Annotated in this window: 16 protein-coding genes and 2 tRNA genes; 14 read left to right on the top strand and 4 right to left on the bottom strand. The window is 70.5% G+C overall.

Annotated features, from left to right (window positions below):
- The first annotated feature begins 44 nt into the window (after nucleotides 1-44).
- The 10 genes from ITJ54_RS13510 to ITJ54_RS13465 all read left to right on the top strand — a co-directional run bounded on the left by ITJ54_RS13510 (nucleotide 45) and on the right by ITJ54_RS13465 (nucleotide 9,667).
- Nucleotides 45-605, top strand: coding sequence for a DUF2231 domain-containing protein (locus tag ITJ54_RS13510; protein WP_194629081.1), 561 nt, complete (start codon nucleotides 45-47; stop codon nucleotides 603-605).
- Between the two features lie 57 nt (nucleotides 606-662).
- On the top strand, nucleotides 663-1,316 hold the full coding sequence (locus ITJ54_RS13505) for a response regulator transcription factor (RefSeq protein ID WP_194629080.1): 654 nt from the start codon (nucleotides 663-665) through the stop codon (nucleotides 1,314-1,316).
- Entirely contained in the window at nucleotides 1,313-2,476 is a 1,164-nt protein-coding gene (locus ITJ54_RS13500) for a sensor histidine kinase (RefSeq protein WP_194629079.1), read from the top strand. Before ITJ54_RS13505 ends, ITJ54_RS13500 begins: the two co-directional genes overlap by 4 nt.
- 47 nt (nucleotides 2,477-2,523) lie before the next feature.
- Nucleotides 2,524-3,060 (top strand): hypothetical protein, encoded by a 537-nt coding sequence (locus tag ITJ54_RS13495; protein ID WP_194629078.1) that lies wholly within the window; start codon nucleotides 2,524-2,526, stop codon nucleotides 3,058-3,060.
- A 32-nt stretch (nucleotides 3,061-3,092) separates the two neighbouring features.
- A complete protein-coding gene (locus tag ITJ54_RS13490) occupies nucleotides 3,093-4,109 on the top strand; it encodes a peptidoglycan-binding protein (RefSeq protein ID WP_194629076.1) in 1,017 nt (338 codons plus the stop codon).
- Nucleotides 4,106-4,909 (top strand): ABC transporter ATP-binding protein, encoded by an 804-nt coding sequence (locus ITJ54_RS13485; RefSeq protein ID WP_194629074.1) that lies wholly within the window; start codon nucleotides 4,106-4,108, stop codon nucleotides 4,907-4,909. Before ITJ54_RS13490 ends, ITJ54_RS13485 begins: the two co-directional genes overlap by 4 nt.
- Entirely contained in the window at nucleotides 4,906-6,093 is a 1,188-nt protein-coding gene (locus tag ITJ54_RS13480) for an ABC transporter permease (RefSeq protein ID WP_194629072.1), read from the top strand. The genes ITJ54_RS13485 and ITJ54_RS13480 overlap by 4 nt, the downstream gene beginning before the upstream one ends.
- A gap of 287 nt (nucleotides 6,094-6,380) precedes the next feature.
- Nucleotides 6,381-7,706, top strand: a complete 1,326-nt coding sequence (locus tag ITJ54_RS13475; RefSeq protein WP_194629069.1) for a sugar ABC transporter substrate-binding protein — start codon at nucleotides 6,381-6,383, stop codon at nucleotides 7,704-7,706.
- A gap of 3 nt (nucleotides 7,707-7,709) precedes the next feature.
- Nucleotides 7,710-8,786 carry a carbohydrate ABC transporter permease gene (locus ITJ54_RS13470; protein ID WP_194629067.1) on the top strand — a complete coding sequence of 359 codons (1,077 nt, stop codon included), beginning with the start codon at nucleotides 7,710-7,712 and terminating at the stop codon, nucleotides 8,784-8,786.
- Nucleotides 8,783-9,667 carry a carbohydrate ABC transporter permease gene (locus ITJ54_RS13465; RefSeq protein WP_323741721.1) on the top strand — a complete coding sequence of 295 codons (885 nt, stop codon included), beginning with the start codon at nucleotides 8,783-8,785 and terminating at the stop codon, nucleotides 9,665-9,667. Before ITJ54_RS13470 ends, ITJ54_RS13465 begins: the two co-directional genes overlap by 4 nt.
- Nucleotides 9,668-9,751: 84 nt before the next feature.
- Here the strand turns inward: ITJ54_RS13465 and tig are convergent, their stop codons facing one another.
- The 3 genes from tig to ITJ54_RS13450 form a co-directional block, all read right to left on the bottom strand.
- On the bottom strand, nucleotides 9,752-11,059 hold the full coding sequence (gene tig, locus ITJ54_RS13460) for a trigger factor (RefSeq protein ID WP_194629065.1): 1,308 nt from the start codon (nucleotides 11,057-11,059) through the stop codon (nucleotides 9,752-9,754).
- Nucleotides 11,060-11,094: 35 nt separating this feature from the next.
- Nucleotides 11,095-11,171: transfer RNA gene (locus tag ITJ54_RS13455), tRNA-Pro, on the bottom strand.
- 57 nt (nucleotides 11,172-11,228) lie between these two features.
- Nucleotides 11,229-11,585, bottom strand: a complete 357-nt coding sequence (locus ITJ54_RS13450; RefSeq protein WP_194629063.1) for a hypothetical protein — start codon at nucleotides 11,583-11,585, stop codon at nucleotides 11,229-11,231.
- Nucleotides 11,586-11,634: 49 nt separating this feature from the next.
- Here ITJ54_RS13450 and ITJ54_RS13445 point away from each other — a divergent pair.
- Nucleotides 11,635-11,705: transfer RNA gene (locus tag ITJ54_RS13445), tRNA-Gly, on the top strand.
- Here ITJ54_RS13445 and ITJ54_RS13440 read toward each other — a convergent pair.
- On the bottom strand, nucleotides 11,697-12,923 hold the full coding sequence (locus ITJ54_RS13440; RefSeq protein ID WP_194629061.1) for an endo-1,4-beta-xylanase: 1,227 nt from the start codon (nucleotides 12,921-12,923) through the stop codon (nucleotides 11,697-11,699). The two genes, ITJ54_RS13445 and ITJ54_RS13440, sit on opposite strands and share 9 nt — an antisense overlap.
- Nucleotides 12,924-13,131: 208 nt before the next feature.
- Here ITJ54_RS13440 and ITJ54_RS13435 point away from each other — a divergent pair, with 208 nt between their 5' ends.
- The 3 genes from ITJ54_RS13435 (at nucleotide 13,132) to ITJ54_RS13425 (ending at nucleotide 16,243) form a co-directional block, all read left to right on the top strand.
- On the top strand, nucleotides 13,132-13,956 hold the full coding sequence (locus ITJ54_RS13435; protein WP_194629059.1) for an alpha/beta fold hydrolase: 825 nt from the start codon (nucleotides 13,132-13,134) through the stop codon (nucleotides 13,954-13,956).
- 177 nt (nucleotides 13,957-14,133) lie between these two features.
- A complete protein-coding gene (locus ITJ54_RS13430; protein WP_194629056.1) occupies nucleotides 14,134-14,541 on the top strand; it encodes a DUF3566 domain-containing protein in 408 nt (135 codons plus the stop codon).
- Between the two features lie 391 nt (nucleotides 14,542-14,932).
- Nucleotides 14,933-16,243, top strand: coding sequence for an ABC transporter substrate-binding protein (locus tag ITJ54_RS13425; RefSeq protein WP_194629054.1), 1,311 nt, complete (start codon nucleotides 14,933-14,935; stop codon nucleotides 16,241-16,243).
- Nucleotides 16,244-16,249: the final 6 nt, after the last annotated feature.

Here is a 16,249-nt window from a genome sequence, read left to right as displayed (position 1 = left end):
GTCCCTGGGACCGGCACCGGGCCTCCCGGCATACCGTCGGCACCATGCCTGAGATCCGTGCGTTCCGTCGCCTCACCGACGCCATCGAGGGCGCGAGCATCATCGACCCCGCCGTCGACTTCGACCGCAAGGTCGTGCAGTTGACCGCCAAGCCGCGAGCGCTGCGCCAACTGCTGCACGGGGTGCCGTTCGGGCACCCGATCCACCCGCTCATGGTGCAGGTGCCGCTGGGCGCCTGGATCTCCGCCGCGGTGCTCGACCTGCTCGGTGGGAAGGGCAACGCGAAGGCGGCCAAGACACTCGTGGGGGTCGGGCTCGTGTCCTCGGGCAGCGCCAGCCTCGCCGGGTACGTCGACTGGTCCGAGCTCGACCGCGAGCAGCTCCGCACCGGCTGGGTGCACCAGGCCGTCAACTGGGTGGGCATCTCGCTCTACGGGCTGTCCTGGCTGCAGCGGAAGGCGGGCAACCACGGTGCCGGCAAGCTCACCGGGTTCGCCGCTCTGACGGTCGTGAGCGTCGGGGGCTACCTCGGCGGGCACCTGGCCTACCGGCAGCGCGCGGGAGTGAGCCAGCATGGCGAAGTGCCCTTCGACGCCTCGCGCTGACACCGCGTCGCCTGGCTGGCTCAGCCGGTTCAGAGGTATGTCACGTGCAATGTCTGTATGCGCATCCTCGTGGCCGACGACGAAACCGCCCTCGCTGACCTCATCGCGACGGGGCTGACCCGGCAGGGCATGGCCGTCGACGTCGCCTACCGGGGCGACGTCGCCGACGAGCTGTTGGCGGTGAACGACTACGACGTCGTCGTGCTCGACCGGGACCTGCCCGGCGTCCACGGCGACGAGGTCGCCCGACGTGTCGCCGGCAGGGGTGGCGTGACCCGGGTCCTCATGCTGACCGCGGCGACGACCCTGTCCGACCGCGTGCACGGACTCGAGCTCGGCGCGGACGACTACCTGACGAAGCCGTTCGAGTACCCGGAACTCGTCGCCCGGGTCCGCGCACTCGGACGGCGGAGCGTCGCCCCGGTCGCACCCGTCCTGGAGCGCGACGGACTGGCCCTCGACACGAACCGACGGATGGCCACGCGGGACGGCCGGCCGCTCGACCTGACCGCCAAGGAGTTCGGCGTCCTCGAGACCCTGCTGCGTGCCGACGGACGGGTCGTCCCTGCCGAGGAGCTGCTCGAGAAGGTCTGGGACATGAACATCGACCCGTTCACCTCGGCCGTGCGGGTGACGATGTCGAAGCTCCGCCGGAAGCTCGGGGACCCCGACCCGGTGCGGACGGTGCCGGGCCAGGGCTACGCGCTGTGAGGCGCACGTGGAGCATCCGGGCCAGGACCGCCCTGGTGTTCGCCGTCGCCGCGATGGCGCTCGCGACCGCGGTCGTGGTCTTCACGAACCTGATGTCCCAGGCGGCGATCGGGGCAGCGGTGCCGGCGACGCCGCTGGAGCCGTTCGCCCCGATGGCATCCGCCGTGCCGGGCGGCGTCGCCACCCAGCGGGACCCGGGGGCCGACGGAACGGGCAGCGGGACCGAGCTGGCGATCGTCCGGGTCGTCGCCGTGCAGCAGTGGCAGTGGGCGGCAGTGGGTGTCGCCGGGGCGGGGGTCGTCGCCGCCGGCATCGGGTGGCTGCTGAGCCGGCGGATGCTCGGGCCGATCGACCGCATCACCGCGACGGCGAACCGGATCTCGGCGTCGAACCTGCACGAGCGCATCGCCCTGGACGGCCCGGACGACGAGCTCCGCCGGCTCTCGCGGACCGTCGACGACCTGCTCGACCGGCTGGAGACGGCGTTCGAGAGCCAGCGTCGGTTCGTGGCCCAGGCGTCCCACGAACTCCGCACGCCGCTCGCCGTCCAGCGCGCGGCCCTGCAGATCGGGCTGCACGAGCACAGCGACGCCGAGGAGCTCCGCGCCACCCGCGACGAGCTCCTCGAGCAGAACCGCCGGACCGAGCACCTCGTCGAGTCGCTCCTCGTGCTCGCCGAAGCGGACCGGGGCCTCGCCGGTGCGACCCGGTCCGTCGACCTCGCCGCGCTCGCCGACGAGGTCGTCCAGGGCGTCACCGGGACGGCAGCCGAGGCGGGGGTGACCGTCACGCTCCGGAGCCGCACCGGGCCTCCCGGCGGTCCTGGCACCGTCCTGGGCGAGCCGACCCTGCTGCGGCAGCTCCTGGTGAACCTGGTCGGCAACGCCGTCGAGTACAACGTGCCGGACGGGTTCGTCGACGTCACCACCGCGGAAGACGGGATCGTCGTCGAGAACTCCGGGCCAGTCGTGCCCGGGGACGTGGCACCGCTGCTCGTCGAGCCCTTCCGGCGGTGCGCCGACGCAGTGCCCGGACGACGACACAGCGGCCTCGGGCTGTCGATCGTCGCGGCCGTCGCGCAGGCGCACGGGTGGCACCTGCGGGTCGAGTCGCGCGAGCGCGGCGGCCTGCGCGTCCGGGTCGGTGTTTCGTCGATGTGAGCTGACGGGGACGCGGGCCGCAACAGCCGGTCCGGTGTGCTGGGTGCATGGACACCACGACAGACACCACCAGGACCACCCGTCGGACCCGCGCCTTCCTCGCCACCACCGCGGCCATGCTGCTGCTGCCGGGGCTCCTCGCCGCCTGTTCGGGCGGATCGCCCGAGGGCGACGAGACGGCCACCGGTTCGACGACCCCTGGGTCCGCGGCGAAGGGCTCGTCCCTGGCCGCGTGCATGCGTGAGCAGGGGTACGACATGCCGGACCCTGACGGTTCCGGCTCCACCATGCAGCTGAGCGCGCCGGACGGCGTCGACCCCGACCAGTACCGCGACGACCTGAAGGGCTGCCTCGGGGACGGCACCGGTGCCGGTGACGCGCCGGCGGCGAAGCCGATGGACCTGGACCCGGAGCGGACCCGGAAGGCGGCTGCGTGCATCCGGGACCACGGCTTCGCCGACTACCCCGACGACGAGGAGGGGAAGATCCAGTACCGCCCCGACGACGAGGCGGCGTTCGACGAGGTCGCCAAGTCCTGCACCGAGGAGGCCTTCGGCGGGAGCCTGGCCGGGGTCGCGCCGTGATGGCCTCGGGGCGCACACGGCTGTTCGTCACCGTGGGACTCGTCGCTGTGCTCGCCGCCGGTGCCGGGACGTGGGCGGTCGCGGAGGCGCGGACAGGTGCATCGGCAGCGGCGTCCGCCGGCGCGGGTGACCGGTACACGGGGCCGACCACGACCGTGACGAAGGGCGACCTCACCGACTCGGAGGTGTTCGCGGGGTCGCTCGGCTACGGGACCCCCACCGGCGTGCCCGGAGCTGCATCGGGCACGCTCACCTGGCTGCCGGAGCCCGGGCAGGTGATCTCCCGCGACGGGTTCCTGTACGCCGTCGACGAGCGCGCCGTCCGGTCGATGTACGGCACGGTGCCGCTGTGGCGGGACCTGGAGCGCGGGACCTCGGGCACCGACGTCCGACAGCTCAACGAGAACCTGGCCGCGCTCGGGTACGACGTGGCGCAGGACGACGCCTTCGGCCCGCGGACGCAGCGAGCGGTCGAGCAGTGGCAGCGCGCCCGTGGGCACGAGGTCACCGGGGTGCTCACGGCGGACGACGTCGCGTTCGTCGACGGGCCGGTCCGGGTGGCGTCGGTCGTGGGGCAGCTCGGGCAGCCCGCGAGCGGCGACGTGCTCCAGGTGACGAGCACGGAGCGCATCGTCACGGCGACGGTGTCCCAGCGCGACGCCGAACGGTTGGCGGTCGGCACGGCGGTCGACGTCCGCGTGAACGGGATCGGGGACGCGATGACGGGCGAGGTCACGGACGTCCGACCGGCGACAGGTGACGACGCCGCCACGAAGGTGGACGTCTCGGTGTCCTTCGACGCTGGCGACCGACAGCTGCCCGCCGCGGGCTCTGCCCGGATCGAGGCGCAGGGCACCACGGCCCAGGACGTGCTGTCGGTGCCGGTCGCGGCGCTGGTGGCCGTCGATGGCGGGCGCTACGCCGTCGACGTCGTGCGCCGCGACGGCACGACGGAGCGTGTGCGGGTCGTCCCCGGGCTCACGGCCTCGGGCCGCGTCGCGGTCACCGGGGACGTCACCGCGGGCGACCGGGTGGTGGTGCCGGCATGAGCGGGACGGCCGGGGCCGGGCTGCCGCACGCCGGCGGGCGTGCCGCGGGCGCGCGCTCCGTTGGTCCGGTGCTGTCGCTGCGGGACGTGACGAAGACGTACGGCGACGTCGGAGCCCTCCGCGGGGTCACGCTCGACGTCGCCGCCGGGGAGCTCGTCGCCGTGGTCGGGCCGTCCGGGTCGGGCAAGTCGACGATGCTGAACATCGTCGGCACGCTCGACCGGCCGACCACGGGCACGGTGACGATCGCCGGGAACGACGTCGCGACGATGACCGACGACGCGCTGTCACTCCTGCGGGCGCAGCACGTCGGCTTCGTGTTCCAGCACTTCCACCTGCAGCAGGGAGCGACTGCGGCGGAGAACGTCGCCGACGGGCTGCTCTACAGCGGCACGACCCGGTCCGAGCGACGTCGGCGTGCCCTCGAGGCGCTCGACCGCGTCGGGCTCGGGCACCGCGTGCACCACCGGCCGCCGGAGCTCTCCGGTGGCGAGAAGCAGCGTGTGGCCATCGCGCGGGCGGTCGTCGGGGCGCCGACGATCCTGCTCGCCGACGAGCCGACCGGGGCGCTCGACACCGCGTCGGGGGCGGCGGTCCTGGCGCTGCTGCGCGACCTCAACGCGAGCGGCACGACGGTGCTCGTGATCACGCACGACCTGGAGCTGGCGGCGTCGCTGCCACGGCAGGTCCGGATGCGGGACGGTCTCGTGCAGCAGGACGCGGCGGACACGGACACGGACACGGCCACGCCCATGTCCACGGCCGCCGCGCTCGCCGCGTCGATCGGCGGCCCACGGTGAGCGCCCGCAGGACCCTCGGGCCGGGCGACCTGCTCCGGCTCGGGGTGTTCGGACTCCGCACCCGCCCGGGCCGCGTGGTGCTGTCGGCGCTCGGCATCGCGATCGGCATCGCGGCGATGATCGCCGTCGTCGGGATCTCGACCTCGAGCAAGGCGGAGCTCGACCGGGCCCTCAGCGCCCTCGGCACGAACGTCCTCACCGTCACGACGGCGCAGGGCATCACCGAGACGCCCCCGCTGCCACCGACGGCGCTCGGGTCGGTGCTGCGCCAGGACGACGTCGAGTCCGCCGCCGCCGTCGGGAAGGTCGAGGGTGCCCACGTCTACCGCACCCCGTACGTGCCGGAACCCGAGACGAAGGGCATCGGCGTGATGGCGGCGGAGGGCGACGTCCCCGCGGTGCTCGGCGGCTCGGTGCAGTCCGGGCGCTGGCTCGTGGCCGGGTCGGACGCGCCCGACCAGGTCGTGCTCGGGGCCGCTGCCGCCGCAGCGCTCGGGATCGACCACGTCCGAGCGGACTCCCGCGTCTGGCTCGGTGGCCGCTGGGTGCAGGTGGTCGGGACGCTCGCCCCGATGGCGCTCGCCGAGGACCTGGACGCCCAGGTGTTCGTCCCGCCGAGCACCGCTGCGTCGCTCGGCTTCGACGGGCACCCGACCGCCGTGTACTCCCGCGTCGACCCCGCTCAGGTCGCCGCGGCGCGCGACGTGCTCGCCCGCGCGATCAGCCCGGGGTCGCCGCAGGACGTGGGCGTGAGTCGGCCGTCCGACGCCCTCGCCGCGAAGAACGCCACGGACGACTCCTTCACGGGGCTGCTCGTCGGCATCGGCGGCGTGGCACTGCTCGTCGGGGGCATCGGCGTCGCGAACACGATGGTCATCACCGTGCTCGAACGGCGGGCCGAGGTCGGTGTCCGTCGTGCACTCGGTGCTCGGCGACGGGACGTCCGCGACCAGTTCCTCGTCGAGTCACTGCTGCTGTCGTTCCTCGGCGGGGTCGCCGGCGTGGTCATCGGCGTCGCGGTGACGGTCGTGTTCGCGGTCGGACAGGGGTGGCCGGTGGCGATCCCCCCGTGGGCGGTCCTCGGCGGCCTCGGCGCGACGGTCGTCATCGGCGGGGTGTCCGGGTGGTACCCGGCCGCGCGCGCAGCGCGCATCCCGCCGACGAGTGCGCTGGCGGCCGTCTAGGGGTGTGTCTGCTGTACCGCCTGGAGGCCCGGTGCCGGTCCGCGAGACCGGCACCGGGCCTCCAGGCAGTCGGGTTCCCGACCACGACGCGAACTGCGGATGATCGGTGGTCATGACCAGTTCGTCAAGCATCGGTGTCGATTCGTTCGCCATCCGTGATCCCCCGGAAACACGCGGATCACGGGTGTCCACAGGGACCGATCCAACGGTTGACACGGGGCCGCCCAGGGTCTTCTATTACGGAATACGCAACGACCTTTCATAAAGGCCGGACCTAGGGAGTCAACGTGACACGCACGCGATTCACTGCACTCGGTGCGCTCGGCCTGGCGGCCGCGCTCGCCCTCACCGGGTGCTCAGCAGGGAGCAACGGCGCTTCCGACAGCGGCACGAAGTCCATCGGCACACCCGATGGCAAGGGCAAGACCATCACCGTCTGGATGATGAACGGCGACCTCAGCGAGAAGGTGCTCGACGCCGCCGAGACACAGTTCACCAAGGCCACCGGGGCGAAGGTGAAGCTGCAGACCCAGCAGTGGGACGGCATCACCACGAAGCTGACCACCGCGCTGGCCCAGTCGGACGCCCCTGACATCGTGGACCTCGGCAACACCCAGGTGCCGGTGTACGCGGCGACCGGTGGGCTGAAGGACCTGACGCCGTACAAGTCGGAGCTCAAGGGCGGCCAGGAGTGGCTCTCCGGGCTCGAGGGGCCCGCCACCGTCGACAGCAAGCTCTACGGCGCACCGCTCTTCGCGGGCAACCGTGCGGTCATCTACAACAAGAAGGTCTGGGCGGACGCGGGCGTCACCGCGGCCCCGACGACGTACGAGGAGCTCACCGCCGACCTCGACAAGGTCAAGGCAGCGAACACGCGCAGCGACTTCTCCGCGTTCTACATGCCCGGCCAGTACTGGTACGGCGGCCTGCAGTGGGTGTGGGACGCCGGCGGGCAGATCGCGACCGAGAAGGGCGGCAAGTGGACCGGCACGCTCGACTCCGCGAAGGCCGTCAAGGGGCTCGACGCCTGGAAGGAGTTCCAGAACGCGTACTCGGCGACGTCCACCCAGGACATCAACACGGACAAGCCGGCGCAGTCGGACATCTTCGCGCAGGGCAACACCTCGGCGTTCCTCGGATCAGCGTGGGAGATCGGATCGATCACCACCGCCAAGCCGGAGCTGAAGGACCAGATCGGCACGTTCCCGATGCCGTCCGTGTCGGGATCCGGGACGCAGCCGGTGTTCCTCGGCGGCTCGGACCTCGGCATCCCGGCGAAGTCGGCGAACCAGGACCTGGCGCTGTACTACATGAAGATCCTGACCTCGAAGAAGTTCCAGCAGGACCAGGTCTTCGGGGTGGACGGCTGGGAGCCGAACTCCACGCAGCTGCTCTCGGCGGTCGCCGGTGACGTCGACACGCTGCACAAGCCGTACTTCGAGGCCGCCTCGACGAGCCGTCCGACCCCGGCGACCCCGGGCTGGTCGACGATCGAGGGTGACGCGAGCTTCCAGTCGATGTTCGCCGACGTGGCGACCGGCCGGAAGACGTCGGAGGAGTCGGCGAAGGACTTCTCGAAGCACCTCACCTCGGCGCTCAACGCGAGTCTGTAGTCGATGACCTCGACCGCTGACACGACGACCGGTCCGGCAGCTGCCGGGCCGGTCGCCGGCGCTGACGCCGGTGGTGCTGCCGCCGCCGGTCCCGCTGCCGGTCCGGGCGGTGGGCGTCCCGGGCGTCCCGGTCGTCCGGGGCGCTCGGGTCGACTGGGTCGCTCGCGCTCCGGCCGGCGGCGTCCGGTCACGGCGTCGCGGGCACCGCTGGTGCTCCTGGCCCCAGCCGCCGTGATCCTGCTCGCACTCGTCGTCTACCCGCTGGTCCGGCTCGTCGTCATCTCCTTCCAGGAGTACGGCCTGCGCGCGATCTTCACCGGGCAGGCGGGCTTCGCCGGGGTCACGAACTACACGAACGTGCTCACGGACGCGAGCTTCTGGCCGGTCATCCTGCGCACGATCGTCGTCACCGCGGCGATGGTGCTCGGCACGCTGCTGATCGGGATGGCGGTGTCGCAGCTGCTCACGCGGCTCGGTGTCGTGATGCGCACGGTCGTCAGCGTGGTGCTCGTGCTGGCCTGGGCGATGCCGAACGTGGCGTCGAGCCTGGTCTGGCAGTGGCTGTTCCAGCCCTTCTACGGCGTGCTCAACTGGGTCGTCACGCAGATGCGGGTGTTCGGCGACCACACGCAGGACAACTGGGCGTCGCACCCGGCCCAGGCCTACACGATCGTGTTGACGCTCGTGATCTGGCAGGCGGTGCCCTTCGTCGCGCTGACGCTGTACGCCGCCCAGTCGCAGATCGCGCCGGAGTACTACGAGGCCGGCTCGCTCGACGGCGCCACCACGTGGGCGATGTACCGGGCGATCACGCTGCCCGCGCTCGCGCCCACCCTGCTCCTGGTGACGATCCTGTCCGTGATCTGGGACTTCAACGTGTTCAACCAGATCTGGTTGCTCACCCGCGGCGGCCCAGAGGACGCCACCCTGACGCTCGGCATCTGGACCTTCGTGAAGTCGTTCGTCTCCAACGCCTACGGGCAGGGCGCGGCGATCGCGGTCATCTCGACCGTCATCCTCGGCGTGCTCTCCAGCTACTACATCCGCCGGCTCGTCCGGAGCGGGGAGGAAGACCTGTGACCGACACCGAAGTGCGTCCAGCAGTCGGTTCTGTGGCGCGGCCCGTCGTCCGGCGGCGGAAGCAGCGCCCGCGGGTGCTCGCCAACACCCTGGCGGTGCTGTTCTGCCTGGTGTGGGTCTTCCCGATCTACTGGATGGTGAACACGGCGTTCAAGCCGGCGGACGAGGTCACCACGATGACCCCGATCTGGTTCCCGCTGCACCCGACGATCGAGAACTTCACCCGCGCACTGACGCAGGAGAACTTCCTCGGGTACCTCCGCAACTCGGCGATCGTCGTGGTGGCGGCCGTGCTGCTGTCGATCGTCGTCGGGTTCCTGGCGTCGGCGGCCCTCTCGCGCTTCCGGTTCCGCGGGCGCCGGGCGATCCTGGTCGGGATCCTGTTCGTGCAGATGATCCCGTCCGGTGCGCTGCTCATCCCGCTGTTCCTGTCGTTCCAGTCGCTCGGGCTGCTCAACAGCTACCTCGGGCTGATCCTGGCGTACGTCGCGAGCGTGCTGCCGTTCTCGATCTGGGTGATGCGCGGGTTCTTCGTCGCGGTCCCGATCGAGATCGAGGAGGCGGCGAAGACCGACGGCGCCGGGACCTTCCGGATCATGTGGAGCGTGCTGTTGCCGCTCGTCATGCCAGGGGTCATCGCCACGAGCGTCTTCGCGTTCATCGCGGCGTGGAACGACTACCTGACGGCGTACGTGATGCTCAAGGACCAGGGGATGTACACGCTGCCGGTGTGGCTGGCGGGCTTCTCGACGAACAAGGGGACGGACTTCGGCGGGCTGATGGCCGCGAGCGTGCTGTTCTCGCTGCCCGTCGTCGTCTTCTTCCTCATCGTGCAGCGCCGCCTGGTCACGGGCATGACGGCCGGTGCCGTGAAGGGGTAGCACCCCCTGGGTGACGGACGGGAGGCGCGGTGCCAGCTGGCACCGCGCCTCCTGTCGATGACGCTGGTCGCGTCGAGCGGCGGACTACTCGGCGTCGACCGTGGTCGGCTCGGCGACGCCCGCGGTGAACGCGGACAGGTCGACGGGCTCGCCGTTGGAGTCCTTCACCGTGACCTGCGCGAGGACGGTGGCGACGGCCTTGGAACGAGCGACCTCGCCGACCATGCCGGGGATCTGCCCGTTCTGGTCGATCACCTTGATGAACTCGCCGGGCTCCATGCCGTACTGCGCGGCGGCCTGGATGAGGTACTGCGTGAGTTCTTCCTGGGAGACCTGGATCTGCTCCTTCTCCGCGATGGAGTCGAGCAGGATCTGCGAGCGGAAGGCGGTCTCGCTGGACTCGGCGACCTCTTTCCGGTGCTCGTCGTCCTCGAGGCGGTTCTCCTGCTCGAGGTGACGGTGGACCTCGTCCTCGATGAGCTTCTCGGAGATCGGGATGTTGACGTCCTCGAGCAGCTTCTCGACGAGCTGGTCGCGCGCCGCGGAGCCCTGACCGAAGGTCTTCGACTTCGCGATCTGCTCCTTCAGGTCCGCCTTGAGCTCGTCGATGGTGTCGAACTGGCTGGCGATCTGAGCGAACTCGTCGTCGGCCTCGGGCAGCTCGCGCTCCTTGACGGCGGTGACCGTCACGGCGATCTGAGCGGTCTCGCCCTCGCGGTCCCCACCGACGAGCTTCGACTCGAAGGTGGTGGACTCGCCGGCGGTGAGGGACTCGAGGGCCTCGTCGATGCCCTCGAGCAGGTCGCCCGAGCCGAGCTCGTAGGAGACGCCGGTGGCCGAGTCGACCTCGTCGTCACCGATGGTGGCGGTGAGGTCGATCTGGGCGAAGTCGCCGGTCGTGGCCGGACGGTCGACCGTGACGAGGGTGCCGAAGCGCGTGCGGAGGTTCTGCAGCTCTTCGTCGATCTCGTCGTCGGAGACCTCGACCGCGTCGACGGTCAGCTCGTACGAGGAGTAGTCGGGGAGGTCGAACTCGGGACGGACGTCCACCTCGAAGGTGAGGACGAGGTCACCGGTGAAGTCGTTGACGTTCGGGAGCTCGGCGACGTCGGCCTCGGCACGGCCGAGGATGCGCAGCTCCTGCTCTTCGACCGCCTGGCGGTAGAAGGTGTCGATCGCGTCGCCGACGGCGTGGTTCAGGACCTCGCCGCGGCCGACACGCTGGTCGACGATCGCCGGCGGGACCTTGCCCTTGCGGAAGCCGGGGATGTTGATCTGCTCGGCGATGTGCTTGTAGGCGTGGTCGAGGCTCGGCTTGAGCTCTTCCGGCGTCACGTTCACCGTGAGCTTGACGCGGGTCTCGCTCACCTTGTCGACGGTGCTGTTGGCCAAGGGGGATTCTCCTGATGGTTGGCGGTGGTGTGTCCTGGTCGGGGCGACAGGAGTTGAACCTGCGACCTCCCGCTCCCAAAGCGGGCGCTCTACCAAGCTGAGCTACGCCCCGTTTGACTGGGCCAGGGTGCTCGCGCACACCGGTAGGGCGCATGCGACGCCGATGAGTCTAGCGGGGATGTGCTGCGCCGTCCCCGGGAGCCGCGCGGCCTGTGGGAAGCTCGTCGTCCTCCACAGCCGCGAGCCCCTTCCGCCACTGCACGCCGACGACGATCTGCACGGCGAGTGCGGCGAGCGCCAGCACCAGGCCGAGCACGATCCGCCACACGTGCAGGAGCGCGTGCCACGGCTGGGCCTGCGGGTCGCCGAGGACCTCCGGGCGCAGCGAGAGCACGACCGCGGCGAGCACGACGAGGGCGTAGGAGAGGACCCGGGAGCGGCGGATCGTGCGCTGCGAGGCCTCGTCCGGCGGGAGCACGACCACGCTGGCGGGAGCCGTCCGCTTCGGTGTTGGTCGTCCGCTCACGTGCCGTTCGTCCGCTACAGTGGTGGGGCTGCGCCTCGTGCGCAGGCGCGGGGATGTAGCTCAATGGTAGAGCCCCAGTCTTCCAAACTGGCTACGCGGGTTCGATTCCCGTCATCCCCTCTGTTGATTCACCCGCACCTCGGATTGCTCGTCACCGATGGTGAACGCGGTCGCCGCCCCACGCACCTCGACGCGGTACTCCCCCCGGAACCCGCGCACCTGCACCTGGCCCCGCTCGTCGGTGCGCACCGTGGTGGGAGCGAGCCACCACTCCTCCTTCACCAGGCGGCGCAGCGCGTCGTACGCGGGCTTCGGCGTGCCGTCGGCGCGGACGAGCCCGATCGGGGCGCCGAGCCACGCGTCGGCGTCGGTGATCCCCCAGTACGTGATCGCCTCGACGGACGGGTGCCCCACGAGGCTCCGGTAGTGCCGCTCGACGTCGTCCGCCTGCCGCGCCTGACCTTCCGGTGTGGACGGCCACGACTCGACCTGGTGGTCGTTGAGGTCGACGATGTGCGCGGGCATGAGGTCGCCCGACACGAGCGACGTCTCGGTCAGGTGCAGCGGCAGGCCGTAGCGAGCGAACCGGTCGACCATCGCGAGCATCGTGTCCTCGCCCCAGTAGCCCTGGTGCATGTGGGTCTGCAGCCCGATGGCGTCGAGCTGCACACCGGCTTCGAGGACGCCCTCGATCAGGCACTCGTACGCGCTCGACAGGTCGAAGTCGTTCAGCAGGAGCGTGGCGTGCGGGTTCGCTGCGCGGGCCTCCTCGAACGCCATCCGGATCATCGGGATTCGGCCTCGAGCCCGGGCGAGCGGGGTGATCGCGTTGTCGCCGTTGTCGAACACGGGCATGATCACGACCTCGTTGATCGCGTCCCAGGTGTCGATGAGGCCGGCGAACTCGCTGACCTCGCGGCGGATGCGTGCGCGCTGCAGTTCCTCGACCTCGTCCAGCGGCAGGCCGAGCAGCCAGTCGGGCTGCACGGTGTGCCAGACGAGCGGGTGCCCCTTGAGGGCGACGCCGCGGTCGCGGAACCACTGCGCCGTGGTCAGCAGCCGCGCGGTGTCCGGGTGCCCGCGCTCCGGCTCGAACCGACCCCAGTAGAACGGCAGCGTCGCCACGTTGAACACGTCGGCGTAGAGGTCGGCGAGGTGGTCGTCGCCGACGCCAGGCTCCCCGTTCGCGAGCCCGATGAAGTCGAACCCGATGTTGCCGAAGGAGAAGGCATGGCGGGTCTGCTCGACGGTGACGTCAGTGCCGGGGACCGGGGCGCCGTTCCCGTCCACCACCGTGAGGGTCGTCGTTCCGGTGCGGTGGTCTGTTCCGTGCGTCATCGCGCGTCCTCCGACGTCGTCGTCCGGGTTTTGTTGTGCGCGCCAACATAGCATCGGGCTGCCCTTTCGTGAACAATGTGTCAACTTTCCCGTCGACGGCTCCAAGGGTCGCCACACTGAGGGCAGACCCGGCGAGCAGCCACCGTCGCCAGGCCTCCTCCCACCCGGAGTCGCCAGTACTGGCGGCGTCGCACACAAAGGAGCTCTCATGGGAACGATCACCACGACCGACGGCACCGACATCTTCTTCAAGGACTGGGGCTCGGGGCAGCCCATCGTCTTCAGCCACGGCTGGCCGCTGTCCGCCGACGACTGGGACACCCAGATGCTGTTCTTCCTGGCCCAGGGGTACCGCGTCATCGCGCACGACCGACGTGGTCACGGCCGGTCCAGCCAGACGTCGGACGGGCACGACATGGACCACTACGCCGCCGACCTCGCGGCGCTGACGGAACACCTCGACCTCCACGACGCCGTCCACATCGGTCACTCGACCGGTGGTGGCGAGGTCGCCCACTACATCGCCCAGTACGGCGAGGAGCGGGTCGCACGAGCCGTCCTGATCAGCGCGGTCCCGCCGATCATGGTGCAGACCGACGCCAACCCCGGCGGCCTGCCCAAGAGCGTCTTCGACGACCTGCAGGCCCAGCTCGCCGCGAACCGGTCGAACTTCTACCGGGCGCTGCCCTCCGGACCGTTCTACGGCTACAACCGTCCGGGCGTCGAGGCATCGGAGGCGATCATCGAGAACTGGTGGCGTCAGGGGATGATGGGCGGCGCGAAGGCCCATTACGACGGCATCGTCGCGTTCTCGCAGACCGACTTCACCGAGGACCTCAAGAAGATCAGCGTGCCGACCCTCGTCATGCACGGCGAGGACGACCAGATCGTGCCGTTCGCCGACGCCGGCCCGCTCTCGGCCGAGCTCGTGCAGAACGGCACCCTGAAGGCCTACCCCGGCTTCCCGCACGGCATGCCGACGACCGAGGCTGACACGATCAACGCCGACATCCTGGCCTGGCTCCGCGCCTGACGCCCCGAGGTGCGGCAGCCCGGCGACGGCTGCCGCACCTCCGGCAGGCACCGCACGTCATCCGCAGCGGTGAAGGGTGTCCGTCGCGCGACCGATGTGCCGTGGGCTCGCCGTTCCCAGACTGGAACCCCGTTCCCCGACCCGCGCCCACCGAGGCCGGAGATGACGAGTCGAGCAATGACCACTGTCGCCGAGAAGCTCCAGCAGAAGACGAAGCAGCCCGTCAGCACCCGTCAGGTCCGGCTCCGGCTGGTGTACCTCGACTTCTGGTCCGTGGTGAAGCTGTCGTTCCTCATCGCCCTGGCCGGTGCGATCGTGCTCGTCGTCGCCGTGGCGCTGGTGTGGATGGTCCTCGACCAGACCGGCGTGTTCGACAAGGTCGATGCCCTGCTGCGGGACGTCCTGCAGCAGAAGGCGTACTCGATCGAGAACGAGGTGTCGCTGGGCCAGGTGCTCGGGTTCGCGAGCGTCCTCGGCATCCTCGACGTCGTCATCGGGACGGTGCTCGGCGCCGTGGTGAGCATCCTCTACAACCTCAGCGTGCTGGTCACCGGCGGCCTGAACGTCGGCTTCGCCAACGACTGACCCCGACACGACGCTCAGACCCTCACCGAGGGATCAGGAATCGTCGGGTCACCTGACCGCACCCGACGATTCCTGCCCCCTCGACTGCCCGGCGCAGCCACCCGCCGGACTGGAGGCTCGGTGCCAGCCCGCACCGAGCCTCCAGTCCGGCCCGTGCCGGCCACGCGAGTGGTCACGACGCCCCGAGTGCGTCCCGCCGAGGAGTCGGAGGTCGTCGCTCCGCGACGCCCCGACCGACGGCCTGTGACCCGTCGGCAGACCTGAGCGGGGTGTCGTGACCGCTCGCCACCCCCACCCGACCCGTTGCACGCCCGCCCGAGTTACATCGTTGACATGCGTTTACAGCGCTGTAAAGATGGTCCAGCGCGACGGAGCGCCAGAGGGAGCAGCAATGGCCGGCAGCAGGACAGGCACCATCGGGACCGCACTCAGTCGACGCGGGTTCCTCACGAGCGCGGCGGGCGGCATCGCCCTCGGCACGATGGCGCTCGCCGGGTGCGCGGCTCCCGGCGGAGCGGCCTCGGGCGGCGCGACGACGATCCGCTTCTACGAGCAGAAGCAGGAGGTCATCGCCTACTTCGACAAGCTCCTGCGCCGGTTCGAGCGCGAGAACACCGGCGTCCGGGTCGTGCACGACAGCACGACGGCGATCGCCCCGCAGTTCGTGCGCGGGCAGCCGTCCGACGTCGGCTGCTTCAACGACAACCTCGAGCTCGCCCGGTACGTCGAGCGCGGCGTGCTGCGGGACCTCGGCTCCCTGCCGTCGGCCGACCGCATACGCCCCAGCATCAAGACCCTCGGCCAGCAGTACGCCACGTACCAGGGCCAGACGAGCGTGCTGCCGTACTCGCTGGCGGCTGCCGGCGTGATCTACAACAAGAAGATCTTCGCCGAGCACGACCTGCCCGTCCCCACGACGTGGAACGAGTTCGTCGACGTGTGCACCACCCTGCAGAAAGACGGCGTCACGCCGATCTACGCCACCGACCGCGACACGTGGACGCTCTGGCAGGGGCTCTTCGACTACTCGGTCGGCAGCCTGGTCGAACCCGGCGCCTTCTTCCGGAAGATGAAGACCATCGGCGCGGACGTCGGCCCCGACTCCGAGGTGTCGTTCGAGAAGACCCTCGCGGTGCCGATGGAGCGGGCGAAGCGCATCTCCACGTTCTTCAACCCGGACCACGCCACCAGGTCCTACGCCGACGGCAACCTGGCGTTCGGCAAGGGCAAGGCCGCGATGTACCTGCAGGGCCCGTGGGCGCTCGGGCAGATCGCGCTCATCGACGACAAGCTCGAGGTCGGGACGTTCGCGCTCCCCGTGACGAACGACCCCGCCGACCGCAAGACCCGCGTGAACATCGACCTCGGCCTGTGGATCCCGACGGCGAGCGGCAACGTCGAACGCGCCGAGGAGCTCGTCGAGTTCCTCATGCAGCCCGAGGTGCTCGACGCCTACAACCGCGACAACCTGGCCTACTCGACGACGAAGGACGCCCCGCCGCAGTCCGACGAACGACTCGCGGGCCTGCAGAGCTACGTCGACGACGCCGCGTTCTACCAGGGCGCCGGCACCTTCATCCCGACATCCATCCCCCTCGGCAACTACCTGCAGTCGGCGATCCGGAGCGGTGACTTCACCTCGATGCTGCAGCGGCTCGACGCGGACTGGCGACGCCTCGCCGGCCGGTCCGCCACCGTCTGACCCGGC

The organism is Curtobacterium sp. VKM Ac-2865 (genome assembly GCF_015350905.1).
In the GTDB taxonomy this organism is placed as follows: Bacteria; Actinomycetota; Actinomycetes; order Actinomycetales; family Microbacteriaceae; genus Curtobacterium.
The sequence above is the reverse complement of the archived record's forward strand: the minus strand, read 5'-3'. Positions and strand labels throughout refer to the sequence as shown.